Source organism: Streptomyces sp. NPDC057877 (genome assembly GCF_042796855.1).
Lineage (GTDB): Bacteria > Actinomycetota > Actinomycetes > Streptomycetales > Streptomycetaceae > Streptomyces.
In genome coordinates this window covers 190,368-214,029 of record NZ_JBHVMS010000007.1, presented here as the reverse complement: position 1 = coordinate 214,029, position 23,662 = coordinate 190,368, and the positions used below count along the sequence as shown (strand labels likewise).

21 protein-coding genes and 1 pseudogene are annotated in these 23,662 nt (G+C 73.0%); 5 read left to right on the top strand and 17 right to left on the bottom strand.

Annotation, left to right across the window (positions count from 1 at the left end):
- Positions 1–2 precede the first annotated feature (2 nt).
- Positions 3–1,250 carry an IS701 family transposase gene (locus tag ACFVQG_RS22495; RefSeq protein ID WP_383386144.1) on the top strand — a complete coding sequence of 416 codons (1,248 nt, stop codon included), beginning with the start codon at positions 3–5 and terminating at the stop codon, positions 1,248–1,250.
- Here ACFVQG_RS22495 and ACFVQG_RS22490 read toward each other — a convergent pair.
- Complete coding sequence (locus tag ACFVQG_RS22490) at positions 1,225–2,895, bottom strand: ABC transporter family substrate-binding protein (RefSeq protein WP_383386141.1); 1,671 nt, start codon at positions 2,893–2,895, stop codon at positions 1,225–1,227. The genes ACFVQG_RS22495 and ACFVQG_RS22490 overlap by 26 nt on opposite strands.
- Before the next feature lie 188 nt (positions 2,896–3,083).
- On the opposite strand from ACFVQG_RS22490, the gene ACFVQG_RS22485 reads away from it, so the two are divergent.
- The 4 genes from ACFVQG_RS22485 to ACFVQG_RS22470 all read left to right on the top strand — a co-directional run bounded on the left by ACFVQG_RS22485 (position 3,084) and on the right by ACFVQG_RS22470 (position 8,567).
- Entirely contained in the window at positions 3,084–4,067 is a 984-nt protein-coding gene (locus tag ACFVQG_RS22485; RefSeq protein WP_383387049.1) for an ABC transporter permease, read from the top strand.
- Complete coding sequence (locus ACFVQG_RS22480) at positions 4,064–4,927, top strand: ABC transporter permease (RefSeq protein ID WP_383386138.1); 864 nt, start codon at positions 4,064–4,066, stop codon at positions 4,925–4,927. The genes ACFVQG_RS22485 and ACFVQG_RS22480 overlap by 4 nt, the downstream gene beginning before the upstream one ends.
- On the top strand, positions 4,924–6,780 hold the full coding sequence (locus tag ACFVQG_RS22475; protein ID WP_383386136.1) for a dipeptide ABC transporter ATP-binding protein: 1,857 nt from the start codon (positions 4,924–4,926) through the stop codon (positions 6,778–6,780). Before ACFVQG_RS22480 ends, ACFVQG_RS22475 begins: the two co-directional genes overlap by 4 nt.
- A 431-nt stretch (positions 6,781–7,211) precedes the next feature.
- The gene (locus ACFVQG_RS22470; RefSeq protein WP_383386133.1) at positions 7,212–8,567 is read left to right on the top strand and encodes a helix-turn-helix domain-containing protein; all 1,356 of its coding nucleotides are present in this window, start codon (positions 7,212–7,214) and stop codon (positions 8,565–8,567) included.
- A 41-nt stretch (positions 8,568–8,608) separates the two neighbouring features.
- On the opposite strand, the gene ACFVQG_RS22465 is transcribed toward ACFVQG_RS22470, so the two are convergent.
- The 16 genes and pseudogenes from ACFVQG_RS22465 to ACFVQG_RS22390 form a co-directional block, all read right to left on the bottom strand.
- Entirely contained in the window at positions 8,609–10,102 is a 1,494-nt protein-coding gene (locus tag ACFVQG_RS22465; RefSeq protein ID WP_383386130.1) for a hypothetical protein, read from the bottom strand.
- Complete coding sequence (locus ACFVQG_RS22460; protein WP_383386127.1) at positions 10,099–10,695, bottom strand: DJ-1/PfpI family protein; 597 nt, start codon at positions 10,693–10,695, stop codon at positions 10,099–10,101. Before ACFVQG_RS22460 ends, ACFVQG_RS22465 begins: the two co-directional genes overlap by 4 nt.
- A gap of 5 nt (positions 10,696–10,700) precedes the next feature.
- Positions 10,701–12,380: a thiamine pyrophosphate-binding protein gene (locus tag ACFVQG_RS22455; protein ID WP_383386125.1), complete on the bottom strand. Its 1,680-nt coding sequence runs from the start codon at positions 12,378–12,380 to the stop codon at positions 10,701–10,703.
- A gap of 31 nt (positions 12,381–12,411) precedes the next feature.
- Positions 12,412–13,257, bottom strand: coding sequence for a type 1 glutamine amidotransferase domain-containing protein (locus ACFVQG_RS22450; RefSeq protein ID WP_383387047.1), 846 nt, complete (start codon positions 13,255–13,257; stop codon positions 12,412–12,414).
- A gap of 288 nt (positions 13,258–13,545) precedes the next feature.
- Positions 13,546–14,727, bottom strand: a pseudogene (locus tag ACFVQG_RS22445) (MFS transporter); the annotation flags it as partial.
- A gap of 117 nt (positions 14,728–14,844) precedes the next feature.
- On the bottom strand, positions 14,845–16,494 hold the full coding sequence (gene mdlC, locus ACFVQG_RS22440; RefSeq protein ID WP_383386123.1) for a benzoylformate decarboxylase: 1,650 nt from the start codon (positions 16,492–16,494) through the stop codon (positions 14,845–14,847).
- 5 nt (positions 16,495–16,499) lie between these two features.
- Entirely contained in the window at positions 16,500–17,885 is a 1,386-nt protein-coding gene (locus tag ACFVQG_RS22435) for an FAD-binding protein (RefSeq protein WP_383386121.1), read from the bottom strand.
- Positions 17,886–17,928: 43 nt separating this feature from the next.
- Positions 17,929–18,225: an antibiotic biosynthesis monooxygenase family protein gene (locus ACFVQG_RS22430; RefSeq protein ID WP_383386118.1), complete on the bottom strand. Its 297-nt coding sequence runs from the start codon at positions 18,223–18,225 to the stop codon at positions 17,929–17,931.
- Between the two features lie 37 nt (positions 18,226–18,262).
- Positions 18,263–18,889: an NADPH-dependent F420 reductase gene (locus ACFVQG_RS22425; RefSeq protein WP_383387044.1), complete on the bottom strand. Its 627-nt coding sequence runs from the start codon at positions 18,887–18,889 to the stop codon at positions 18,263–18,265.
- A gap of 18 nt (positions 18,890–18,907) precedes the next feature.
- Complete coding sequence (locus tag ACFVQG_RS22420; protein ID WP_383386115.1) at positions 18,908–19,315, bottom strand: cupin domain-containing protein; 408 nt, start codon at positions 19,313–19,315, stop codon at positions 18,908–18,910.
- Positions 19,316–19,335: 20 nt separating this feature from the next.
- Complete coding sequence (locus tag ACFVQG_RS22415) at positions 19,336–20,595, bottom strand: MFS transporter (protein WP_383386112.1); 1,260 nt, start codon at positions 20,593–20,595, stop codon at positions 19,336–19,338.
- 9 nt (positions 20,596–20,604) lie between these two features.
- Positions 20,605–21,297 carry an EthD domain-containing protein gene (locus tag ACFVQG_RS22410; protein WP_383386109.1) on the bottom strand — a complete coding sequence of 231 codons (693 nt, stop codon included), beginning with the start codon at positions 21,295–21,297 and terminating at the stop codon, positions 20,605–20,607.
- Positions 21,298–21,323: 26 nt separating this feature from the next.
- Positions 21,324–21,632 carry a muconolactone Delta-isomerase family protein gene (locus ACFVQG_RS22405; protein ID WP_360218153.1) on the bottom strand — a complete coding sequence of 103 codons (309 nt, stop codon included), beginning with the start codon at positions 21,630–21,632 and terminating at the stop codon, positions 21,324–21,326.
- A 42-nt stretch (positions 21,633–21,674) separates the two neighbouring features.
- Entirely contained in the window at positions 21,675–22,709 is a 1,035-nt protein-coding gene (locus tag ACFVQG_RS22400; RefSeq protein ID WP_383386107.1) for an ankyrin repeat domain-containing protein, read from the bottom strand.
- Complete coding sequence (locus ACFVQG_RS22395) at positions 22,706–23,149, bottom strand: nuclear transport factor 2 family protein (protein ID WP_383386104.1); 444 nt, start codon at positions 23,147–23,149, stop codon at positions 22,706–22,708. The genes ACFVQG_RS22400 and ACFVQG_RS22395 overlap by 4 nt, the downstream gene beginning before the upstream one ends.
- On the bottom strand, positions 23,146–23,613 hold the full coding sequence (locus ACFVQG_RS22390) for a nuclear transport factor 2 family protein (protein WP_383386101.1): 468 nt from the start codon (positions 23,611–23,613) through the stop codon (positions 23,146–23,148). Before ACFVQG_RS22390 ends, ACFVQG_RS22395 begins: the two co-directional genes overlap by 4 nt.
- Between the last annotated feature and the right edge of the window lie 49 nt (positions 23,614–23,662).

Here is a 23,662-nt window from a genome sequence, read left to right as displayed (position 1 = left end):
CCGTGACCACCACCCTGCCCCCCGCGTACCTCGCCCCCGAGGCGGCCACCGCGCCGGTGGCCGAGGTGCCCGTCGCGCCGGTGGACTTCTCCGCGTACTGCCAGGACCTGTTCGGCACGCTGGCCCGGTCGGACCAGCGGCGCTGGGGCGAGGTGTATGTGCGCGGGCTGCTGGACGTGCCCGGGCGCAAGACCCCGGCCCGGATCTCCGAGCAGGTGCTGGGGCGCCGGGCCGTCCAGCAGATCCAGCAGTTCGTCAACCAGAGCCCCTGGCCCTGCGGGCCGGTGCGGCGGCGGCTCGCCGGGCAGCTGGACCGGCGGCTGGGCACCGAGGCCTGGTGCGTCGACGAGGTCGTGTTCACCAAGAACGGCGACCGGTCCGTGGGCGTCGCCCGGCAGTACGCGCCCTCCCTGGAGCGCACCGTCAACTGCCAGCTCGCGCTCGCCACTTCACTGGTCGGCAGACACGGCGGAGTGCCGGTCAGCTGGCGGCTGCTGCTGCCGCAGCGCTGGGACCGCGACGAGGAGCTGCGCCGTCAGGCGCATCTGCCGGACGGGGAGCGCACCCGGCCGCGCTGGCGGTACATCCTGGAGGCCGTCGACGAGATGCTGGAGGAGTGGCTCCTCGAACCGCTGCCGGTGCTGGTCGACTGGCGCGGCGAGGGCGACGTGGCGCCGCTGCTGCGCGGTCTGGAGGCGCGCGGTCTGGCCTATCTCGTCGAGGTCGCGCCCACCGTCGGCGTCACCCTGCCCCGGCCCTGCGCCGGATCGCCGTACGGCAGCGGCACGCTGGTGGAGCTGGCGGTGCACGCCGCGCAGCACCGCAAGCGGCTGCCGATCGCCTGGCAGGACCGGGCCACCTCGCGGATGCGACAGTCGCAGGTGCTGTCGATGCCCGCGCTGCTGCTGACCGAGGCGCCGCACGGCGGGGGTGCGGGGGCGCGGTCGGCGGAGACGCAGCCCGCGCAGCGGCCCCGGCACCTGGTCACCGACTGGCCCTACGGCCGTCCCGCGCCGCGCGCCTACTGGCTGACCAACCTGCCCGGCCGCAGGCTGCCCGACATCATGCCGCTGGCGCAGTTGCGGGCCCTGTCGGGGCAGAGCCTGGCCCGGCTGCAACGGGACTTCGGGCTGGCCGACTTCGAGGGGCGCTCCTTCCGCGGCTGGCACCACCACGTCACGCTCGCCTCGGTGGCGCTCGGCTACGACGCGCTGCTGGGCGGTGCTACTTCTCCCAGCCGACGGCGGTGAAGTCGATGTCGCCGAGGCCCGGTACGCCGTAGTTGGCGAGGTGTTCGCGGACCGCGACGACCTGAGGACGCTGATAGAGAAGGATGTCGTGGCCCAGTTCCCAGATCAGGGCGTCGGCCTGGTTGTAGAGCCGGGTGCGGCGCCCTTCGTCCAGGGTGTGGGCCGCCTCGGCGAGCAGGGTGTCGACGTCCGGGCTGGAGACCCGGCCGTAGTTGGCGTAGGTCTGCTCGCCGTCGGTCTGCCGGTACACGGGGTAGAGCGAGCTGGGGTAGGTCAGGCCGACGAAGCGGAAGATCGCCAGGTCGAAGTTGCCCTGGTTGAGGTACTGCGGGAGGTAGTCGTCGGCGGGGACCTTCTGGAGTTCCACCGCGATCCCGGCCTCGCCGAGCATCTGCTGGACGAGCTGGGCCAGGTCGAGGCCGAGGCGGGTGGTGGACTGGCTCAGCACCAGGCGCAGCCGCAGCGGGCGTCCGTCCTTGGCGCGGGTGCGGCCGTCGTCGGTGCGGTGCCAGCCGCGGCTGCCCAGGATGCGTTCGGCCGCCGGGAGGTCCCGGGTGGCGTAGGCGCCGGAGTTGTCGGTGTATCCGGGCTGGTTGGTCATGAAGAAGTGGTTGCCGAGCAGCGGCACCCCGACGGGCAGTCCCTCGCCCGCGACCTCCGCGAGGGCCTCGCGGTCGATGGCGTGCAGCACGGCCCGGCGCACCTCGGCGTCGGCCAGCGGGCCCGTGGCGCCGTTGAGGGCGATCTGGACGGCGTCCCAGGCGGAGCCGGTGCGCAGATCGGTCTCGCGGGCGTCCTTCAGTCGGTCGTAGACATCGGCGGAGGCGGCGTTGACGGCGTCGATCTCGCCGCTGAGGAAGGCCTGTACGGCGGTGGCGGGGTCGAGGGCGCGCAGGACGACGCGGTCCAGGAGGGGGCGGCGTCCCCACCAGTCGGGGTCGGGCACCAGGGTGAGGGTGCGGGCGGTGGCGTCCAGGGTGCCGACCCGGAACGGGCCGCCGGTGACGGGCACCTCGCTGCGCCAGGCGTCGTTGAACTGCTCGGGGGTGCTGAAGGCGGCGGCCGGGTACAGGGGGGTGAACAGCCGCTGCCAGTCGGCGAACGGCTCCTCGAAGACGACCTCGACCTCATGGGCGCCGGGGCCGGGGCGGACCTCGGCGATGTCCTCGTAGCCGCTGGGGTCGGCGATCTGGTAGCGGGCGTCGCCGCGGCCGAGGGCCCGCCACTGCGCGTCGAAGTCACGCCAGCCGAGGGGCTGTCCGTCGGACCAGCGGGCCTTGGGGTTGAGCCGGTAGGTGACGGTCTGGGGGGAGGTGGAGGTGACGGCGGCGGAGCGCAGGTAGTCGGGCACGGGCTGGGGCCTGCCCTGGGCGTCCCGGGCGAAGAGGCGGGGTTCCAGCAGTCCGGCGATCGTCCACACGTCGTCCAGGGCGCCGTCCACGTGGTGGTGGTTGAACTGGGCGGGCCACTGGGCGATCGGCAGGGTCAGGGTGCCGCCCTGGCGCAGTGCGTCACGGGGGCGGGGGTTGACGTCGGTGCGTCCGTAGGCCGGGACCGCGGCTCGTGAATTCCGTTCCTCTGGCGTGTCACCCGCGGCGGAATGGGTGCATCCGATCAGTAGGCCACCAAGAGTGGTCCAGGCCAATAGGTACCGTAACCGTCTCCCGGAGCCGGAAAATCTCGCCATGGCGTGCCCTCTCCCCCTCGTGAGAATCTCTTCGCGCTGCACTACCGCCGGCGGGGATGAATGCGGAACTCGCCTTCCGGACGCGGTAGATGAGCCTAACATTGAGCCATGTCACGATCGTGACGTTCCTACCGGGGGAACACTTGATGCTCGTATTGTCGGCGATACGCCTGACAAACTGTCTCGCCTTACTTCTTGCTTCAACGTTTCTCTCCTATCTGATTTCCGCCACCGCCCTCGACCCCCGCGCTTACTACGAACAACGCACACCACCACCGCCACGTGCCGTGGTGGACCAGCGGCTCGCCGAACTCGGGCTGAGCGACGGCGATCCGGTCACCGAGCGGTTCGCCCGCTGGTCGTGGGCGGCCCTGCACGGCGATCTCGGCCGGACGCTCGACGGCACCCCGGTCACCACGGAGTTCGGCCGCCGGGTCGGGGTGACGGCGCGGCTGCTGGTGGTGGGCACCGTGGTGGGGGCGGCGCTGGGGGTGCTGGCCGGGGTGTGGGCGGCGGTGCGGCGCGGGCGGCTGTCCGACCGGGTGCTCACCCTGTTCTCCTTCGCCGTGCTGGCCGTGCCGCCGTTCGTCCTGGGGCTGTTGCTGCAGGCCGGGGCGATCACCGTCAACGACGCCACGGGACGTACGGTGATCCGCTACACCGGCGCGCGGACACCCGGCCTGACGGGCGGACCGCTGACCCAGCTCAGGGACATGGCCGTGCACCTGGTGCTGCCCACGCTCTCCGTCGCCCTGGGGGCGATCGCCGCGTACAGCCGCTACCAGCGGGCGGCCACCCTGGACGTGCTGGCCTCCGAGCATCTGCGCGCCGCCCAGGCCAAGGGGCTCACCCCCACCCGGGCGCTGCTGCGGCACGGACTGCGGGTCTCGCTGATCCCGCTGACGGCGTTCTTCTCCTTCGGCTTCCTGACCCTGTTCACCGGGGCGGTGTTCACCGAGAAGATCTTCGGCTGGCACGGCATGGGCGGCTGGTTCGTGGACTCGGTGCAGAAGGGCGACGTCAACGCCGTCGTCGCCATCGAGGTGTTCGGGGCCGCGCTGGTCCTGCTGGCCGGGCTGGCCGGGGATCTGCTGCACGCCGCCCTCGACCCCCGGGTCCGGCACCCGTGAGGTCGGCGCGGTCGCGCGCGGTGGCGCGGCGGCTGGTGCGCTCCCCCACGGCCCTCGCGGGTACGGCGCTGCTGCTCGGGCTGTTCCTGCTCGCCTTCGCCGGTCCGGCCCTGACGAGGTGGGGCCATGCCGACGTCGACTACTCGGCGCTGCGCCGCCCGCCCGGCGCCGACCACTGGTTCGGCACCAACCGGATCGGCCAGGACGTGTTCGCGCAGTGTGTGCGCGGGCTGCAGAAGTCGCTGTTCATCGGGGTGCTGGTGGCGTTCTTCGCGACCGTGCTGGGCGCGGCCGTCGGGGTGTGCGCGGGGTACTTCGGCGGCTGGACCGACCGGGCGCTGATGTTCTGCGTCGATCTGCAGCTGGTGGTGCCCGCCTTTCTCGTCCTGGTGGTCCTCGCGCCCCGGCTGAGCGCGCTGGGCTGGCTCGCGTACGCGGGGCTGCTGGCCGTGTTCGGGTGGATGGTCACGGCGCGGGCGGTGCGGGCGCAGACCCGGTCGCTGCGGGAGCGGGAGTTCGTGCGGGTGGCGCGGTACCTGGGCGTCGGGCCGGTGGGAGTGATGCGGCGGCACATCCTGCCGCACCTCGCGGGGTTCCTGGTCACGGACGCGACGGTGGCGGTGGCCGGGGCCGTGCTCAGTGAGACCGGGCTGTCCTACTTCGGCTTCGGGGTACGGCCGCCCGATGTCTCGCTGGGCTCGCTGATCGCTGATGCCGCGGAGGTGCCGGTGACGTATCCGTGGATGTTCTTCTTCCCGGCCGGGCTGCTGGTCTGTCTGATCCTGGCGTGCCATCTGATCGGCGAGGCGCTGCGGGACGCCCTGGACCCGGCCGGGACGGCGGCGGGGGGCGGGCGGTGACGGGCCCCGGCGAGGTGCTGCTGGAGGTGCGGGGACTGCGGGTGCAGCGGCCCGCGTCCCGGCGCTCCCCCGCGCTGCCCCTGGTGCACGGCGTCGACCTGCGGCTGTGCCGGGGCGAGGTGCTGGGCCTGGTCGGCGAGTCGGGCGCCGGGAAGAGTCTGACCGCGCTGGCGCTGCTCGGCCTCGGCCCGCCGGGGCTCACGGTGACCGGGTCGGTACGGCTGCTGGGCCACGAGATCGTCGGGATGCCGGGGCGGGAGCTGGCGCGGCTGCGGGGGCGGCGGATCGCCCTGGTCTTCCAGGACGCGCTGGCCGCGTTCACGCCGGTGCTGCGGATCGGCGACCAGATCGGCGAGGCGCTGCGCATCCACCAGCAGCCGCGTCCCGGGCGGGCGGCGGCGCGGCGGGCGGCGGCCGAGCTGCTGGACGCCGTCGGGGTGGCCGAGGCGGGGCGGGTCGCCGACGCCTATCCGCACCAGCTGTCCGGCGGCACCCGGCAGCGGGCGATGATCGCGATGGCGATGGCGAACCGGCCGGACGTCATCGTCGCCGACGAGCCCACCAGTGCCCTCGACCCCACCGTGCAGGAGCGGGTGCTGCGGGCGCTGGTGACCGCGCGGCGCGCCACGGGGGCGGCGCTGCTGCTGGTCAGCCATGACCTGGGGGTGGTGGCCGGGGCGGCGGACCGGGTCGCGGTGATGTACGGCGGGCGGATCGTGGAGACCGGCAGCGCCCAGGCGCTGTACGCGCGGCCCCGGATGCCGTACACCAAGGGGCTGCTCGGCTCCGTGCCGCGGATCGATCGCGACACCCCGCCCACCCCGATGCCGGGCGGCCCGCCCGCGCCCGGCGCCCCGGGGCCGGGGTGCGCCTTCGCGCCGCGGTGTCCGCTGGCGGACGGGGTGTGCGAGGCGCGGGTGCCCGAACTGGCGGGTGCGGAGGGGCATCTGGCGGCCTGTCATCACGCCGGGGTGGCCGAGCGGCGCGGGGCGGCGGAGCTGTTTCCGCCCTCGCCGGGGCGGCGGGGCGGCGCGAGGGGCGAGGGCGCGCCCGTGCTGCGGATCAGCGGGCTGGGCAAGGCGTTCGCGCGGGGCGGCCGGGGGCGCGAGGTGTGGGCCGCGGCGGGGGTGGACCTGGAGGTGCGGCGGGGGGAGACCGTGGCGCTGGTCGGTGAGTCCGGGTGCGGGAAGTCGACCACGCTGCTGGAGGTGATGGCCCTGGCGGCGCCCCGGTGCGGGCGGATCGAGGTGCTCGGTCTGGACACCGGCGGGCTGTCACGCGAGGCGGTACGGCGGTTGCGCGGGGCCGTGCAGTACGTGCCGCAGGATCCGATGGCGAGCCTCGATCCCCGGATGCCGGTGGGGGACATCGTCGCCGAGCCGCTGTGGGTGCGGCGGGTGGAGCGGGAGCGGGTGGCCGTGCGGGTGGCCGAGGTGCTGCGGCTGGTGGGGCTGGGGCCGGAGGCCGCCGATGCCTATCCGCACCGGTTCTCCGGGGGTGAACGGCAGCGGATCGCCATCGCCCGGGCGCTGGCCGGGGAGCCGGAGCTGTTGCTGCTGGACGAGCCGCTCTCCGCGCTGGACGTGTCGGTGCGGGCCGGGATCCTCGATCTGCTCCGACGGCTGACGGAGGATCACGGCCCCTCGTGTCTTCTGGTCTCCCACGATCTGGCGGCGGTGCGGCACCTCGCCGACCGGGTCGCGGTCATGCGTGCCGGTCGCGTCGTGGAGACCGGCGGGATGCGCGAGGTCTTCGAGCGTCCGCGTCATCCGTACACCAGGGCGTTGCTGAATTCCGTGCCGGTGCCGGATCCGGTGGTGCAGCGGGCGCGTGCCCGGACTTTCACCACCTAGGCTTGCAACAGCCGCCCGCCAGCGATCCGCTTTCTATATTCGCCTCGCTCGACTCCCCGGTCCAGCGCGCGGAATCACCCGCGGCCACGAAGACACCGCCGCTGATCAGACCGCCGACGAAGAGGGCGGCCACCAGGAAGAGAACCCATTTTGACATCATTTCCCGTCTCCATTTCCTTGGCTTCCGGTCGGGCATTCAATTTACTGCCATAGTTATTGGCAATCACAGATCAAGTCAAGTGAAATGTGGCAGTGAATTCGAAAGTGGAATCGGAATTTCCTGGTCCTCGCGCGAGCGCGATCCCGGGACGGCGAGCAGCGCGTTTTCGGCCGTGATTCTTGAAATCATGACCGAACTGTTGGCGCGCCCCAGTCATGCTGGTACCGTGATCTATGACATCTCAAGTCATGCGCGCACCCCGGGAAGCCAAATGGATCACGTGGAAGCCGTATCTCCGGCCCAGGTGGGCAGGCGTATCCGAAACCTCCGGGTCAAGCTCGGTCTGAAGCAGCAGGACCTGGCTTCCACGGACATCTCCGCGAGCTACATCTCGCTCATCGAATCAGGAAAAAGGGCTCCCTCGGACACGGTGCTGGCCGTGCTCGCCGGGAAACTCGGATGCTCGCCCGACCATCTGCGCACCGGCCGTGACGACGACGCGCTGGAAGACGCCAGGCTGAAGCTCTCTTTCGCCGAAATGGCCCTGCGCACCGGGGACAACGGAGCGGCGCTCCAGTCCTTCGGGGAACTGTTCGCCAAACCGGCACTCCTGGACGGCCCGATGCTGCTGCGCGTCCGCATCGGGCAGGCCACGGCGCTGGAGAAGCTGGACCGCATCGAGGCCGCGATCCCGGTCCTGGAGGAACTGCGCAAGGACCCGGCGCTGGCCGCGGGCTCCGACGAATGGTGCCGGGTGCTGGTCGCCCTCAGCCGCTGCTACCGCAACATGGGCGACACCACGCTCAGCATCGAGATCGGCGAACAGGCCCTGTCCACCCTGGACGCCCTCGGCCTTGACGTCACCGTCGACCACATCCAGGTCGGCTCCACGCTCATCGGCTCGTACCTCATGCGCGGTGACCTCACCCGCGCCCACCTGCTCGCGCAGCGGCTGCTCCCGGTGGCCGAGGAGCACGGCGGGCGCGCGGGACGGGGCGCCGTGTACTGGAACGCCGGGCTGGTCGCCCTGTCGCGGCGGCAGTTGCCCGAGGCGCGCGCCCTGACCGAGCGGGCGCTCGCGATGATGGCAGACGACGACAATCTGCGGCACGTGGCGATGCTCAAGATGACCGTCGGCTGGCTGGAGCTGCAGTCCGACCACGCGGACCCGGTGCGGGCCCGGGAGCTGCTCCAGGACGCCGGGCAGACGCTCGCGGAGCTGGGCACCGCCGTGGAGCAGGCGCGGTGCGAGGTCTGTCTGGTGGACGCCCATATGCGGCTCAGCCAGTGGGACGACGCCGTCGCGCACGCCCGGCGTGCGCTCGGGCTGCTCAGTTCCGGCCCGCGGGTCGAGGCGGTCGGGGCGCGCGTCCGGCTCGCCGAGCTGCATCTGCTGCGCGGTGAGCGCGAGGACGGCCTGCAGTCCCTGCACACGGCGACCCGTCAGCTGCGGCACTTCCCGCCGTCGTACGAGACGGCGCAGGAATGGCGTCACATCGGTGACGTGTGGAAGCGGCAGGGCCGCTCCAAGGAGGCCCTGGAGGCGTACGAGCAGGCGCTTCAGGCCTCCGGTATGCCCGCGACGTACGATCCCGCGCACGCCCTGGCGGGTCAGCGCCAGCGCTGACGCGCCGCCGTGGTCCGGCATGCCTCCCCCGTTGCCCCTCATCAGCGTGTCCGGCCCGCGAGCCGGTGCACGGCCGCCAGCGGTACCGGCAGCCAGTGCGGGCGGTGTCTGGCCTCGTAGACGGCCTCGTAGACCGCGCGGTCGGCCTCGAAGGCGTGGAGCTGTGCCGCCCGGCAGGACGGGTCCTCGCCGCCCGCCGCGGCGTAACCGGCGCAGAAGGCACGGCGGTTGCGCAGCGCCCAGGCCGCCGCCCGGCGCCGACGGCTGAGCTGCCGGGCCGGGCCCGTGGCGGCGTCGAGTCCGGCCGCCGCGGTGCGGGCGGCGTAGTCGAAGGAGCGCAGCATGCCCGCGACGTCCCGCAGGACGGGCTGCGGCAGGGCGCGTTCCTCGGCGGGGGTGGCGGGCTCGCCCTCGAAGTCGACGAGGTACCAGCCGCTTTCGGTGTGCAGGGCCTGGCCGAGGTGGAGGTCGCCGTGGACGCGCTGGGCGAGGACCGGACAGCCGCGTCCGGCCAGGCGGCCGTACTCGTCGAACAGGGCGGCCAGGGCCGGGCGGTAGCGCGCCAGTTGGGGGACCTCCGTCACCGCGGCGGCGAGGCGCCGCTTCATGCGGGCCGCGTCCTCGGCGATGTCCCGCGCCTCCAGGCGGCGGCGTGGGAAGGCCCGGCCGAGGGCCGTGTGCACCTCGGCGACGGCCTGGCCGAGGGTGTGGGCGTGCGGGGTGAAGCCGCCGCTCGAAGCCGGGTCCTGGGCGGCCTCCGGGTCCTCGTCCGGGCCTTGGAGGTGGTCGCGGGCGAAGCGCACCGCCCGCTGCCAGCCGTCCTCGGCTCCGGGTACGAACTCCTCGATCAGCCCCAGCGTGAACGGCTCGCCGCCCGCCGCCTCGACGGTCAGCGAGCCGTACAGCCGTGGGGTGCGCGTACAGTCCTCGGCGGTCAGGGCGCGCAGGACGTCGGCCTCCGGGCTGGGCCCGGGCTCCGGGCGCCGGTAGAGCTTGAGCAGCAGCCGGTCGCCGTACACGACCGCGCTGTTGCTCTGCTCCCCGGTGAGCGGCCGTGGCACCAGGCCGACCGGCAGCGGGTACAGCCCGGCCGGTGCCAGGCTGAGGGTGCCCGCGCGGCGGGCGGCGAGGGCGCGCAGCAGCAGGCCCATCAGCGCCGGGTCCGCCACGGCGTCGTACACCCTGCGTCCGGCCCAGCGTCCGTGGGGCACGGTGCCGATGGCGGCCTCCTCCAGGCGCGGCGGCAGTTCGCGGCAGAGGCCGAGCAGCAGCTGGTAGCGGGCGGCCGAGCCGCGCGCGGTCACGTCGACCACCGCGACGACGAGGTCGGGGAGGCCGTCGCCGTGGATCACCGTGACCGCGCGCGGACGCAGCCCGCTCACGCTCGTCCCCTGGTACCAGCGACGGGTCGCCAGCCAGGGGGCGATGACGGGCAGCAGCGGGCCGAGCACCGTCCCGGCGGAGGGGTCCGCCGGGGGGCGCGGGCTCACCGGGGCTTCGACCGCGGTCCCGAATCCGGTCGTGGCGGCGCTCATCGCGGCGTCACCGTGGCGGGCCGGGCCCGGACGGCGAGCAGGTCGATGATCTTCCGGGCGAACAGGTGGCAGTGCTCGCCGGTGCGGGCGGTGACCAGGTCGTCGTCGACGACCACGTCCTGGTCGACGTACTCGCCGCCCATGTTGCGCAGATCGCCGAGGAGGTTGTTGTGGACGACCGCCCGGCGGCCCCGGATCATGCCCGGGATGGGGGCGGCCAGCCACATGCCGTGGCAGATGACGCCCTTGATGATCGCCTCGTCGGCGAAGGCCCGGCGCAAGAAGAGCGCGGCGGGCGGCAGTTGCCCGGGGTCCTCGGTGTAGCGGAGCCGGTCGGCGACCATGCCGGAGGGCACGATGACCGCGCTGAACTCCTTCAGCGTGAACTCGTCGACGTCCTCGAAGGACTCGTCGACCGTGAAGGGCATCCGGTGCTCGTGACCCGTGAAGGTCATGGCGTCCTCGCCCCACAGCCGGGACAGGAAGTGGACCTCCGCGCCCTCCTCGGGGAAGCGGTGGCGGTAGTAGAGGATCTCGGGTTCGTAGAAGTCGCTCTCCATCAGTACGGCGATCTTGTGCCCCGTCAGTCGCACGGCCGCTACCGTCCCTTCCCCCGTGCGGTCACCAGATCGATCAGGAACGGGCCGGAGTGCGCCAGCATCTCGGCGACCGCCGAGGCCGCCTGGCCCGCCTTCTCCACGCGCAGCGCGGGCACTCCCAGGGACTTCGACAGGGCCGCGAAGTCGATCGCGGGCCGGGTCAGGTCGAAGATCTCCGGGTGGTCGTGCGCGGGGATGCCCTGCTCCCGCCAGTACTGCTCGATGTTGTCCTCGAGGAGCTTGTAGCTGCTGTTGTTGCAGATGACGAACTTGGCGCCGATCCCGTGCCGGGCCGCCGTCCACAGCGCCTGGAAGGTGTACATGCTGCCGCCGTCGCCGGTGAAGCCGACCACCGTGCGCTCCGGGTGGGCCAGTTGGGCGCCCAGCGCGCCGGGGATGCCGACGCCGAGGGAGCCGCCGCGGGTCTGGTGCCAGTGGCCGGGCCGGGTCGGGGGCAGTGGGCCGAACAGGTCGGGGCCCGCGGTGAGCGCCTCGTCGAACAGGACGGCGTCCTCGGGAAGCAGCGCGGCCAGTTCCTCCGCGAACGCGATGTGCGGCAGGTCGTCGGCCTCGGCCCGCTCCCGGCCGCGCTGGGCGGCGCTCGCGCGGGCCGCCGCGCGTTCGGCGGCCCCCCGGCGCAGCCGCTCGCTCGCGGCGTCGCGCTGGTCGTCGCTCATCCGGGCCGCCAGCGCGTCGGCGAGCAGCGCCAGCGACCGCTTGGGGTCGGCGGCCATGCCGATGTCGACGGGGAAGTTCTTGGCGATGGCGTCGGTGTCCAGGTCGATGTGGACCACCGGCACGCCCTCGCCGAAGACGCCGTCCAGGGCCGGGAAGACCTCCGGCAGCGCGTAGGTGCCGCACAGCAGTACGGCGTCGGCGGCGCCGGTGACCTGACGGCTGCTCTCGCCGAACATGTGGCCGAGCTGGCCCGCGTACGCCGGGTGTTCGACGGACAGGTTGACCTCGGCCCAGTCCGCGCCCCACACCTCGGCGCCCCACACCTCGGCGAGGCGGGCGAGTTCGCTGTGGGCGCCGGAGAAGTGGATGCCGTCGCCCACGATGACGAGGGGCTTGCGGGCGTCGGACAGCAGCCGTGCGGCGCGGTCCAGGGCGGCCGGGTCCGGAGCGGAGGCGGTGTCGGGATAGGACACCGGCACCGCCTCCTCGCCGGTGGGCCGGTCGAGCACGTCGGCGGGGAGGACGACGAGGACCGGCCCGTAGGGCGGGGTGCCCGCGACCTTGAAGGCGCGGCGCAGGACCCGCAGGGTGGAGTCGGGGTCGACGACACGGGTGGCCCACTTGGTCACCGGTTCGGCCATGGCGACCAGGTCGGCGTGCATCTGGGCCGCCATCGCGTCGTAGCGCAGCCCTGACTCGCCGACCACCACGACGAGGGGGGCGTGGCCGCGCATGGCCTGGTAGAGCATGCCGATGCCGTTGCCGAGGCCCACCCCGGAGTGCAGTTGGACGACGGCCGGGCGGCGGGTGGCGCGCGCGTAGCCGTCCGCCATGCCGACGGCGACGGACTCGTGCAGGGTCAGCTGGTAGTCGATGGCGGGGAAGTGGCGCAGTTCGTCGAGGAAGCCCTGCTCGACCGTGCCGGGGTTGCCGAACATGTACCTCACCCCGTCGGCCACCAGCTGCTCCAGGAACGCCGCCCGCGCTGGCCTGCTCTCCATGTCCTCGGCTCCTTCCGTCGTCCGGTGCGGGTCAGCTCTGGGCGGTGGGGTGGAAGCCCCACTGGCGCAGGCCGTGGTCGAGGACCTCGACGGTCTTCTGGCCGGTCAGGTAGGAGTCGGGGGTCGAACGCCCGGTGATGAAGGGGTAGTCGACGATGACCGAGGTGACCTTGCCGAAGTTGCCGTGGTAGGCGCCGCCGGGCGCGGTGGCGTCGCGGAGGATGTACTCCAGCGGGTAGGCGGGCGGGCCCATGTTGAAGTCGGTGCCCACGAAGCCGGTGCCGTCGAGGTAGTCGTACTCGATGCAGTGGCCGGTGACGTGCTTGCCGCGGATGATGCTCTCGCGGTCGCCCTGGTCGCGGGCGAAGGCCAGGCAGGTCACGCCGTAGCACTCGGCGGCGATCGGCAGGCCGAGGGCGTAGAAGGCGAGGATCAGGTCGTGCACGCGCCAGTTGTTGGCGAGGTCGACGATGGGGCCGCTGCCGCCGACGATGAGGAGGGCGTCGTACCGGTCCGCGATCTGCTCCTGGACCTTCTCCAGCCGGGTGTTGTACGCCTCCCAGTCGCGCAGGAAGTACGGCTTGGAGCGGTAGGGGCGGTCGGGGAGCCAGGACGAGAGGTCCAGCGGGTGGTCCAGGCGGTCGGAGGCCTCGATGGCCTTGACCTTCTCGGCCATCTCCGGGGTGGTGACGGAGCGGCCGAGCGGCGGGTCGATGTAGTCGGGGTCGTAGCTGGGCGGGAGGGCGAGGGGGCGCTTGCCGGTCGGCGTGGCGAAGGTGCTGTGGTAGCCCGCCTTGTCGAAGGTCTCCAGCGGGCCGATCAGTTCCTCGCCCCAGTAGCCGTACTCGGACAGGATGATGAGGATGCGCCTGCTCATGGGGGTTCCTCTCGGTCGGCGTTCAATTCGGACACGCGAACTGCCGAACTCATGTCTAGTTTTCAGGGTTTGGCCACTGCCAGACGGGGCGGGGGCGGCCGTCGCACATCCCGAAGTGGCAGACGGCACTACGGCAAATCGCCGTACCACCCGGCCGGTTGTCCAGTGCCGGGCGGCGAGGGCGACGGGGGCGGTGAGTACGGCGCACAGGATGGCGGCGGTCAGGAAGACGGCCGGGGTACGCCCCGCCTGGAGCTGCGGTGCGGCCAGTTCCACGGCGAGCCCCCCGGCCAGCACACCCGAGGTGGCGAACAGCGAGGCGGCGGTGGCCCGGCGGCCCGCGGGCAGCAGCCGGGGCACCCAGGTCTGCAGGGTGGTGTGCAGGAACGTCCACGCCAGACCGAGCAGCACGGCGGCGCCGGTGAGCGTGACGGGTGTCGTCCGTACGGCGCCCAGGAGCGCGGCGCCGACCCCGCACACCCCGCCCACGGCGACCAGCACGGCCGGAGCCCGCGGCGTCCCCCGCCGCCGTAGCCCCACGCTCCCCACCAGCACACTCGCCCCGTACGCCACCGCCACCGCCGTACCACCGCCCGCGCTCCCCTGCGCGGCGAGCGCGGGCGCCAGCAGCGCCGGGAGCGCGAGCAGGACGGCCCCTTCGGCGGCCCCGAGCCCGAGCACGAGCCACAGGCGCCGCCGGACGGCGGCCGGGGCGGTGGGCTGGAAGCCGCGCCGCGCCTGGGAGGGGGCGGCGGGTCCGAAGCCGCGGGCCTCGGCGGGGCGGGCGAGCGTCCGGGCGGCGGGGCCCGGCGCCTCGCGGACGGTGGACGCGGTCGCGGGGGTCGGGGCTCGGCGGGCGGCCAGGGGGGCGCAGGGGCCGAAGCCCCGGTGGTCGGGGGGCGGGGCGGGCAGGCGCGTCGACTGGAGAGCCGTGGCCGCCGCCAGGACGGCCAGGGTCAGGAGGACCAGGCGCCAGGAGGTGAGGCGGGTGACGGTGTCGGCGTAGAGGGGGGCCACGACCGCGCTGGCGGCGGAGACGGCCAGGACGTCGGCGAAGCGGCGTTGGCGGGCGTGGGGGGTGGGGGCGGTCTCGTGGCAGTAGAGGGCGACGGCCGGGGTCACCGCGGCGAACGCGGCGCCGGTGAGGGCGCGCAGGGCCACCCAGTCGGCGCCCGTGGTGCACAGGGCGCTGCCCGCGCAGCCCGCGGCGGCGACGGCGAGGCCGGTGCGCAGGACGGGTGCGGGGCCGTACCGGTCGGCCGCGCGGCCCCACAGGGGCAGGGCGAGGCCGTGGCCCAGCGAGTAGGCGCCGAGGGCCGCCGTGACCGTGTGGATGTCGGTGCCGAGGGCGGCGGCGAGGGTCACCAGCAGGGGCGCGGTGATGTGCCAGTCCGCGTTGGCCACCGCCGCCGCCCAGCGCAGGCTCCCGGGACAGCGGTCGTCGCCGGGGCGGGGTGGGGTGCGGGGCATGGTGATCTCTCGGGGCTCCCTTGAACGGAGGATGCGTGCGGATGAACGGAGGATGCGTGCGGACGCCCCCCGCGCTCGGGCGGGGGGCGTCCGGGGCCGGTGGGCGTGGTGCGCGGGTCAGAGGCGGAACAGGCCCGGGTCGGCGACGACGACGTCCAGCAGGACGGGGCCGTCGGCGGTCAGCGCGGAGCGCAGGGACTCGCGCAGGCCCTCCGGGGTCTCGACGCGTTCACCGCGCACCCCGAAGCCACGGGCCAGCTGGGCCATGTCGACCCCGCTCAGGTCCCAGCCCTTCTGCCAGGCCTTCTGGTCCTGGAGGTAGTACTTCAGGGAGAGGTAGCCGGAGTTGTCGGGGATGACGAAGGTGACCGGGAGCTGGTGCTGCGCGGCCGTCCACAGCGCGTGCAGCGTGTACTGCGCCGAGCCCTCGCCGACGACCACGACCGCGCGCCGGTCGGGGCGGGCCAGCGCGTAGCCGACCGCGCCCGCGAACGGGAAGCCGAGGGCGCCGCTGGCGGTGGCGAAGTAGCCGTGGTCGGCGCCGAGCGGGATCTGCTCGTGGAAGTCGGCCCGGGCGATGGGCAGTTCCTCGAACAGGGCCGCGTTGTCCGGGAGTTCCTGGGACAGGATCTGGAAGAGGTACGCCTGGCTGAGGGGCGTCGAGGGTTCCGGGACCGGGACCGGCTCGCGCACCGGGGCCAGCTCCACGCGCTCCCGCTGGTCCACCAGCGGCACCAGGCCCTGGACGACCGCGCCGGGCGGGGCGACGAAGCTGGCGTTCGCCAGCGTCGCGGCGGCGTCCTGCGGGTTGTCCGTGACGTGCAGGAAGCGCACGTCGCCGGTGAGCGTCGGACGCGGGGTCCGGTCCAGTTCGGCGGGCGCGGTGGAGAACAGGTCCCACGCCGTGAACAGGGTGAACGCCGGGCCGCCGAGGACCACGACCACGTCGTGCTGGGCGCCGAGCCGCTCGTTGATCAGCTCGGGTATCGGCGGCAGCACCCCGGCGAACAGCGGGTGGTTCTCCGGGAACGCGCCGCGCGCCCACACCGGGGCGCCCCACACCCGCGCGTTGAGCTTCTCGGCCAGCGCGATCAGATCGCCGCGCGCGCCCTGCGCGTCCACCGGGCCGCCCGCGACGATCCCGGGCCGCTCGGCCCCGTTCAGGGCGGCGGCGATGTCCTGGAGCACCCGCGGGTCGGGGACGACCGCGCTGGTCACCTCGGGGATGCGCACGGGCTCGGGGTCGGCGGGGCGTACCCAGTCGTCCTCGGGGACGGCGACGAACACCGGTCCCTGCGGGGCCTGCTTGGCGATCTGGTAGGCCTGCGCGATCAGCGCGGGCACGTCCTGCGGGCGCCCGGGCTCACCGGCCCACTTGATGTACGGCTTGGGCAGCTGGGTGGCGTCCTTGGCGACCAGGAACGGGTCGCCGAGCAGCATCTTGCGGGCCTGCTGCCCGCCGAGGATGACCATCGGCGTCTTCGCGGCGGCGGCGGTGTAGACGCTGCCCATGGCGTTGCCGAGGCCGGGGCCGCCGTTGATGAGGACGAGGGCGGGTTCGCCGGTGCCCTGGGCGTAGCCGTCGGCCATGCCGACGACGGAGGCCTCCTGGAGGCCCATGACGAAACGGAACTCGTCCTCGGGCCAGTACTCGAACAGCTTCATCTCGGTGTGGCTGGGGTTGCTGAAGACGGTCGTCATGCCCAGCCGACGCAGTACGTCGAGCGTCGCGTCCCGCACGGTGCGGGTGCTCGCCTCTTCGGTCATGGTGATCAGGCTCCTGGGTTCGTTTCGGTCGGTTCGAGCGCCGCCACCGCGCTGAAGAGGTGACCGGGGTCGTAGCGTTCCTTGACCTTCAGCAGCCGTCCGGTGTTCGGGCCGAACGCGGCGATGGCGCGCTGGTACTCCTCCGGGCCGAGCAGGTTGGGATAGCCGCCGGGCAGGGCGTGCGCCGCGAACGCGGTGGACACCTCGCGGGCCCACCGCCGGTGCGGCGCCGCCTCCTCGGCGGGCTCCCAGGCCGCGGCGATCTCGACGAGCAGATGGTCCCGGCGCAGCGCGAAGGCGGTGTCGCTCGCCGGTACGCGGGCGGCGGCGCCGTGGAAGTGGTGCACGAACATGCCGGAGTACGGCGAGGTCGCGCCGGACGCCGCCTCGGCGATCAGCTCCACGCCCCGGTCGGTCAGTCCGGGCAGCCACTGGGTGCGCACCTCGTTGTGCCGCCCGTCGACCACGACCTGGTCGAACATGCCGAGGACGCTGGCGTACTCCTGCGGGCAGACCCGTCCGGCGAGCGGGGTGCCCAGCCGGTCGAAGCGGTCGATGACGTCCCGGCCCCGCTCGATGTCGCCGGACCACACCGGCAGTACGAAGATCAGCGGCTGCCCGTCGGGGCCGCCGAAGAAGCCGGTCATCACGGTGAGTTCGTCGGGGGCGTCCGCGATCACGTCCCGGTAGCCGCACAGCACCTCGAGGGCCCGGTCCGCCGGGAAGAGGATCATCCCGGCGAGCACGGTGCCGACCGGGTGCAGCCGGCAGTGCAGCTCGGTGACGACGCCGAAGTTCCCGCCGCCGCCGCGCAGCGCCCAGTACAGGTCGGGGTTCTCCTCGGCGCTGGCGGTGACGGCGCGGCCGTCGGCGAGCACCACGCGGGCGGCGGCCAGGTTGTCCAGGGCGAGCCCGCACCGCCCGTTCAGCAGCCCGTACCCGCCCGCCAGGGTCACTCCGGCCAGCCCGACGGCCTTGACGGTGCCGGTGACGGGGGCGAGGCCGTACGCGCGGGTCGCCTCCAGGACGTCACCGGCGCGGGCGCCGCCCTGGGCGACGGCGATGCCCGCGGCGCGGTCGACGGTGACGGCGCGCATCGCGGACAGGTCGATCACCAGGCCGCCGTCGGCGGTGGAGCGGCCCGCCCAGTCGTGGCCGCCGCCGCGGACGGCGAGCGGGAGTTCATGGGTGCGGGCGATGTCCACCGCGCGCCGGACGTCCGCCTCGTCGGCGGGCCGGGCGATGACGGCCGGGCGGGTGTCGACCGCGCCGTTCCACATCAGCCGCGCGGACCGGTAGGCGCTGTCGTCCGGTGCGAGCACACCGCCCCGCAGCGCGGTCCGCAGCGCCCGCACGGCGGCGGACGCGGGGGAGGTCGTTGAGGGTGCCATGGGTCCACCACTTTCCGTCTGGGGCCTCGGGGGCGGGCGGGCCTTATGGCGCGATCAGCTGGTAGCGGCCCGGCTGGACGGTCTCCAGGTCGACGGCGGCGAGGAACTCCTGCGTCTCGGGCGCGGCGAAGAACGCCCCGATGGTGGCCTCGGCGGCCTCCGGGCTGCGCCACTGCACGGTGACCAGGTACTCGCCGTCCGCGCTGCGGGCCGTGCTGCGGCTCAGGAAGCCGGGGCGGACCCGCATGTACTCCTTCTCCATCGTGCGGTTCACGTCCTGGAAGGCGGCGTCGTCGACGTCGGCGCGCAGTTTGAACCGGATGGTCTCCACGACGGTCATCTCGTGTGCCTCTCCTGAGAAGGGTTGGGAGGAGGGGTCAGGGGTCCAGGCGCACCTGGTCGGCCCGCAGGGGCCGGTTGAACACGGGGGTGCCGGGCTGCTGGCGTCGGCCGCCCGCGGCGAGCGGGCCGGTCTCGAAGGGCGCGAAGCCGAGTTCGTCCAGGAGCCGGACGACGATCCCGTTGGCCTCGGCGTCGTCGCCCGCGACGAACAGCGCGGTGCGCTGCTCCCAGGGCGCGCCGGGGCGGTTGAGGTCGAGCAGGTACTTGTAGTTGAGCGTGTTGACCGCCTTCACCACGCGGGTGTCCGGCAGACGCGCGGCGATCAGCTCCGAGGAGGTGACGCGGTCGGCCGCCAGTCCGGGGTCGACGCCGTCGCGGGCGGGCATGTAGTTGGTGGTGTCGACGATGATCTTCCCGGCCAGCGCGTCGGGCGGCAGGCTGGGATGGGCACCGAACGGGGTGGCCAGGAACACCAGCGGGTCGGCGAAGGCGCAGGCCTCCGCCACCGTTCCGGCCCGGGCGCGCTCGCCGAGTTCGGCGACGAGCCCGGTGAGCGCGGCGGGGCCGCGCCGGTTCGCGAGGGTGACCTCGTGTCCGGCGGTGGTGAGCAGCCGGGCCATGGTCCCGCCGATCTCGCCGCTCCCCACGATGCCGATCCTCATCACGGACACGTCTCTCCCTCAGCTGCCGGGGCGGTTGTAGGCGTAGGACTCGTTGTGGTCGTCGTCGTCCGGGACGAACTCGGTGACGACGTCGACGGCCGCGTGGATGTTGACCATGCGGGCGCGGCCGGGGCCGAGGTTGGTGAACTTGTGCGGCATCCCGGCCGGGACGACGCAGATGTCCTCGGCGGTGGCGTCGATCTTCTCGCCGCCCGCCTCGAGGCGTACGGTCCCGTCGACGATGACGAAGACCTCCTCGTACGGGTGGGTGTGGCGCGGCGGTCCGGCGTCGGGGGCGACGTCGACGATGAACGCGGACACGCTCAGGCCGTCGTACTTGCTGGCGTTGAGGATGTGCGCGGCGGCCTCACCGTTGATCTGGACGGTGGGCAGGGTGCTCTTGGCGATGATCTGGAGGGCGGTCATGACGGTCCTTTCCGCCTCGGTCAGGCGGGGCTCGACGGTGCCTTGACGGAGTCGGCCGGGTCGGGGGCCGCGGTGGCGGGGGCCGCCTCGGCCGGGGGCCGCAGCCGCTGGGCGGCCCAGGTGGCGGGCAGCGCCACGAGGATGACGATCAGGGCGAGTACGACGACGGAGTCGACGCCGTTGCTCTCCACCGACCAGGCGCCGACGGCCGCTCCCCCGGCGATGCCCGCGTTGACGGCGGACGCGCCGAGGGTGGCGGCCAGGTCGCCGCCGGGTCCGGCCAGGGTGATCACCCGCAGCAGGAAGGAGGGCACGAGACCGAAGCCGACGAGCCCCCACACGGCGAGCACGACGGCGGTCAGCACCGGGTTCTCGCCGACGAAGTACAGGGCGGTCAGACACAGCGCGAGCACGGCGTTGGCGACGACGAGGGTGCGCGCGGCACCGCTGTCGGCGAACCGGCCGCCGCCGAACACGCCGACGGCGCTGGCGACGCCGTAGACGAGCAGGAAGGCGCTGACGGCGCCGCCGGAGATGCCGGTGACCTCTTCCAGGTAGGACGCCAGATAGGTGAAGGCCGCGAACTGGCCGCCCAGCAGGAGCAGTCCGAGGCCGAGCTGGCCGAGCACCCGGGGGGCGAAGGCGTAGCGGGCCTGGGAGCCGAGGTGGGTGGGACCGGTGACGCCGACCCGTGGCACGAGCAGGAGGGTGGCGAGGAGCGCCACGGCGGTGATGGCGGTGATGCCGTAGAAGGTGGCCTGCCAGCCGAGCCCCTGCCCCACCAGGGTGCCCAGGGGCACCCCGATGACGGTGGACACGGCGACGCCGCCGAACACCATGGCGACGGCCCGGCCCTGCTGCCCCTGTGACACCAGTTGCGCGGCGAGTACCGAGGCCACGCCGATGAACAGGCCGTGGACGGCGCCGGAGACGACGCGTGCCACCAGCAGGACCGCGTACTCGGCGGTCACGGCGGCGAGCAGGTTCGCGGCGAGGAACACGGCCAGCGCCGACCACAGCAGCAGATGGCGGCCCAGGCGGATGGTGGCCGCCGTGAGCAGCGGGCCGCCGAAGCAGATGCCGAGGGCGTAGGCGGTCACCAGCAGTCCGGCGGTGCCGACGGAGACGTCCATGTCGTCGGCGATGAGGTTCAGGATGCCGACGATGACCAGTTCCGCCGTGCCCATGACGAACGCGCCGAGGGCCAGCGTTCCCAGGGCGAACCCGGTACGGGGACCGCTCCGCTCGGACCGTCCCGAGGAGCGCAGGGGGGATGTCACATGAACCACCTAGTTGTTCTCGTCGCCGATGACCCAGTGCTCGCGAACCGCCATCCGGTGGAGGTAGCGGGGCTCGACGAATCGGGTCAGGTCATCGATGGCCTGGGTGAACTCCGGTGAGGCCGCGGCCGTCTCCAGCGCCTGGAGGCTGTCGAAGGACAGCAGGTAGGCGGCGTCGAGCAGGGCCTCGCCGACGGCGTAGGCGCCGTCGCGGGTGAAGCACTGGAGGTAGCGGCGCAGTCCGGGCACCTGGAGCATCAGCTCGGCGTGCGCGCCGCGGCTGCGGGCGCGGAACTCCTCGACGGTGGTGCCGTTGGTGCGCTTGACGAGCAGGACCAGCTTGACGCCGTCGGGCGGGGCCGGGTGGTCGCCCGCGCGCAGCACCTGGGCGTCGGTGTCCAGGACGACGGTCCGCCAGAAGGCGGCCCACTTCGGCTCGTCGAGCCGGGCGCCCTCGAGGAACTCCGGGGTCTGGAGGGAGGCGAGCTGCTCCTCGTCGTTCTCCAGCCAGATCTCCGCGATCCCGCTCCACAGCGGGTCGTCGGGCTCCGGGCCGAAGGGGATGCGGGTGTCGATGAGGTACTTCCTGATCTGCGGGATCTTGCTGGCGTACTGGACCGCGTGGACGTCCACCCAGTAGTCCTGGAACTCCTTCTCGGTCATTCCGGGCTTGGGGTGGGCGAAGATCAACTGATGGATCATGGCTGCCTCCCGAGGGGCACAGGCGATCAGACCTTGTAGGCCTTCTTGACGTCTTCCGCGAAGCCGAGGTAGTCGCGCAGCGGCCAGACCTCCTCGAACTCCAGGTACTCGCGCATCGGCAGTCGGCCGAGCGCGGTGCGGTCGAGTTCCTCGGCGCTCGGGGACTCGATGATTCCGATCACCCGCTTCTGCGCGGCGACCTTCCACAGGCCGACGGCGAACCCGGAGTCGAGGGTCTCCTGCGCGTGTTCGGCTTCCTCGCGCTCCAGCTCCCACAGCTCGTCCAGGGTGATCCGGCCCTCGTGGTTCCAGCGCATCTGTACGTAGAACAGCATCGGGACTCACTCCTTAAGGGGCTCCTCGCGGAGCGGTTCGGATCAGACCGCGGCCAGCGACGCGATCCGTTCGGTGATCGGGTCGTCGGCGCCGAACACCTCGATGGCCAGGTCCAGCGGCGTCTTGCCGTCGTGGCCGACCAGGTCGAGCCCGGCACCGGCGTTGAGCAGGGCCACCACGCAGTCGGCGTAGCCGTGCCACAGCGCGTCGTGCAGCGGTGTGTAGCCGTTGGTGGCGCCCTGGAAGTCCAGGTCGATGCCGTCGTGGGCGACCAGGTCGGCGGTGATGTCGGCGTGGCCGTTGTAGACCGCCTTGTGCAGCGGCACGGCGCCGAAGCAGGGCTCCACGGCGTTGATGTCGGCGCCCGCGGCCAGCAGCAGCCGGACGATCTCGCCGTGGCCGTCGCGGGCGGCGACCAGCAGCGGGGTGTGGGCGTCGTTGAAGCCGTTGAGCATCGGGTAGCGGGCGTCCACCTCGGCACCGTCGGCCAGCAGGCGGCGCACCTGGTCGGTGTCCCCGGCGGAGACGGCGGCCATCAGGGGCTGCGCGGCGACGGTCTCGCTGTCGCTCTCGCGGCGCTCCTTCAGCAGCTGCTCGGCGCGCAGCAGCTTGTCCTTGCCGAAGGTGTTGACGTTCAGCTCGTAGGCGAAGTGCTCCTCCAGGGAGAAGCCGTAGTGCGTGTGCAGCTTGAGTCCGGCGCCCTGGGCGAGCAGGTACTCCACCAGGTCCGGGTACTTGTACCAGAGGGCGTCCATCAGCGGGGTGTGCCCGGTGGTGGGTGCCACGGCGTCCACGAACGCCCCGGCCCGCACGAGCTGGCGGGTGACGTCCAGGTCGCCGCCCTGGCAGGCCTTGTGCAGCGCGGTCGCTCCGGCGCGGCTGTCGGCGGTGTGCACGTCGGCGCCCGCGGCGATCAGCGCGGCGACGGTGGCGGGGTCGGCCTGACCGGCGGCGATCATCAGCACGGTGAGCCCGGAGGCGGTCTCGCGGGTGCTGGGGTCGGCGCCGGCGGCGAGCAGCCGCTCGGTCTCGTCGGTCTTGCGGGCACGGACGGCGGCGATCAGTTCGGCGCTCATGCGGTGGCCTTCGGGGCGTCGCCGCGCAGGGCACGGATGATCTCGGAGGGGTCGGTGTGCGACTCCCAGCGGACGATCCGGCCGTCGCGGACGGTCAGCCAGTGGGTGAAGATGATCTCGAAGTCGACGCCGGTCTCCTTGACCCGCGAGATCTCGTGGATGATCCCGGCGGCCCGCTCGCCCTCCACGACGAGGTCGAGCAGTTCCTCGGAGACCACCTCGCACTGCCCGGCGAAGACCTGGACGCTCTCGGCGACCTCCTCGCTGGTGTGCATGGTGCCGATCCACTTCATGTCGTCGTTGTAGCCCGGTACCGGGCGGTAGTTGATCCATTCCACGTCGTCGGCGAGGAGCCCGAGGGCGGTGCCGAAGTCGCCGCCGGTCAGGGCGGCGAACCAACGCCTGGCAACGTCCCGGGTCTGCTCGGTGGCTTCACTCATTGCTCGGTCTCCTTCTGGCCTTCCGGGGCGGTCATGATCTGCTGGTTGCCGTCCGCCCACAGGGCCGTCATCAGCACCCCGGCGATACGCCAGCCGGAGGCGGTGCGGGCCAGGTCGAAGCGGTAGCGGCCACCGAGCGTCCAGGTCTCGGAGCCGTACGGGCTGGGCAGCAGATGGGTGGCCTGGAAGTGGGCGGTGAGCACCGCGGTGTCCCCGTTCACCTCGGCGATCTGGTTGCCGATCAGGTGCTGGGTGGCCTTGAGGTGGCCCAGTCCGGCGGCCCAGTCGGCGATGACGCGGTCCGCCGTGCGGGTGACCGGCGTACCGCCGAAGAGGCTGGTGTAGTCCAGGGTCACCTTCTCGGCGAGGACGGCGGGGAGGGCGTCCCACTGCCGCAGGTCGACGTACCAGAGCATCCTGGTGCAGGTCTCGATGACGTCGAGTCGGTCTTCCGCGGAACTCATGGGCAACTCCGTCGAGTGGTGCGGGGTCGTGTCCGCCACGACGCTAACG

What these genes read in the sequence shown, in the direction of transcription:
- ACFVQG_RS22485 (WP_383387049.1), top strand. Translation starts at nt 3,084, where the DNA reads ATGCTCGTATTGTCGGCGATACGCCTGACAAACTGTCTCGCCTTACTT.
- ACFVQG_RS22470 (WP_383386133.1), top strand. Translation starts at nt 7,212, where the DNA reads ATGGATCACGTGGAAGCCGTATCTCCGGCCCAGGTGGGCAGGCGTATC.
- ACFVQG_RS22465 (WP_383386130.1), bottom strand. Translation starts at nt 10,102, where the DNA reads ATGAGCGCCGCCACGACCGGATTCGGGACCGCGGTCGAAGCCCCGGTG.
- ACFVQG_RS22455 (WP_383386125.1), bottom strand. Translation starts at nt 12,380, where the DNA reads ATGGAGAGCAGGCCAGCGCGGGCGGCGTTCCTGGAGCAGCTGGTGGCC.
- ACFVQG_RS22450 (WP_383387047.1), bottom strand. Translation starts at nt 13,257, where the DNA reads ATGAGCAGGCGCATCCTCATCATCCTGTCCGAGTACGGCTACTGGGGC.
- mdlC (WP_383386123.1), bottom strand. Translation starts at nt 16,494, where the DNA reads ATGACCGAAGAGGCGAGCACCCGCACCGTGCGGGACGCGACGCTCGAC.
- ACFVQG_RS22435 (WP_383386121.1), bottom strand. Translation starts at nt 17,885, where the DNA reads ATGGCACCCTCAACGACCTCCCCCGCGTCCGCCGCCGTGCGGGCGCTG.
- ACFVQG_RS22430 (WP_383386118.1), bottom strand. Translation starts at nt 18,225, where the DNA reads ATGACCGTCGTGGAGACCATCCGGTTCAAACTGCGCGCCGACGTCGAC.
- ACFVQG_RS22425 (WP_383387044.1), bottom strand. Translation starts at nt 18,889, where the DNA reads ATGAGGATCGGCATCGTGGGGAGCGGCGAGATCGGCGGGACCATGGCC.
- ACFVQG_RS22420 (WP_383386115.1), bottom strand. Translation starts at nt 19,315, where the DNA reads ATGACCGCCCTCCAGATCATCGCCAAGAGCACCCTGCCCACCGTCCAG.
- ACFVQG_RS22410 (WP_383386109.1), bottom strand. Translation starts at nt 21,297, where the DNA reads ATGATCCATCAGTTGATCTTCGCCCACCCCAAGCCCGGAATGACCGAG.
- ACFVQG_RS22405 (WP_360218153.1), bottom strand. Translation starts at nt 21,632, where the DNA reads ATGCTGTTCTACGTACAGATGCGCTGGAACCACGAGGGCCGGATCACC.
- ACFVQG_RS22400 (WP_383386107.1), bottom strand. Translation starts at nt 22,709, where the DNA reads ATGAGCGCCGAACTGATCGCCGCCGTCCGTGCCCGCAAGACCGACGAG.
- ACFVQG_RS22395 (WP_383386104.1), bottom strand. Translation starts at nt 23,149, where the DNA reads ATGAGTGAAGCCACCGAGCAGACCCGGGACGTTGCCAGGCGTTGGTTC.
- ACFVQG_RS22390 (WP_383386101.1), bottom strand. Translation starts at nt 23,613, where the DNA reads ATGAGTTCCGCGGAAGACCGACTCGACGTCATCGAGACCTGCACCAGG.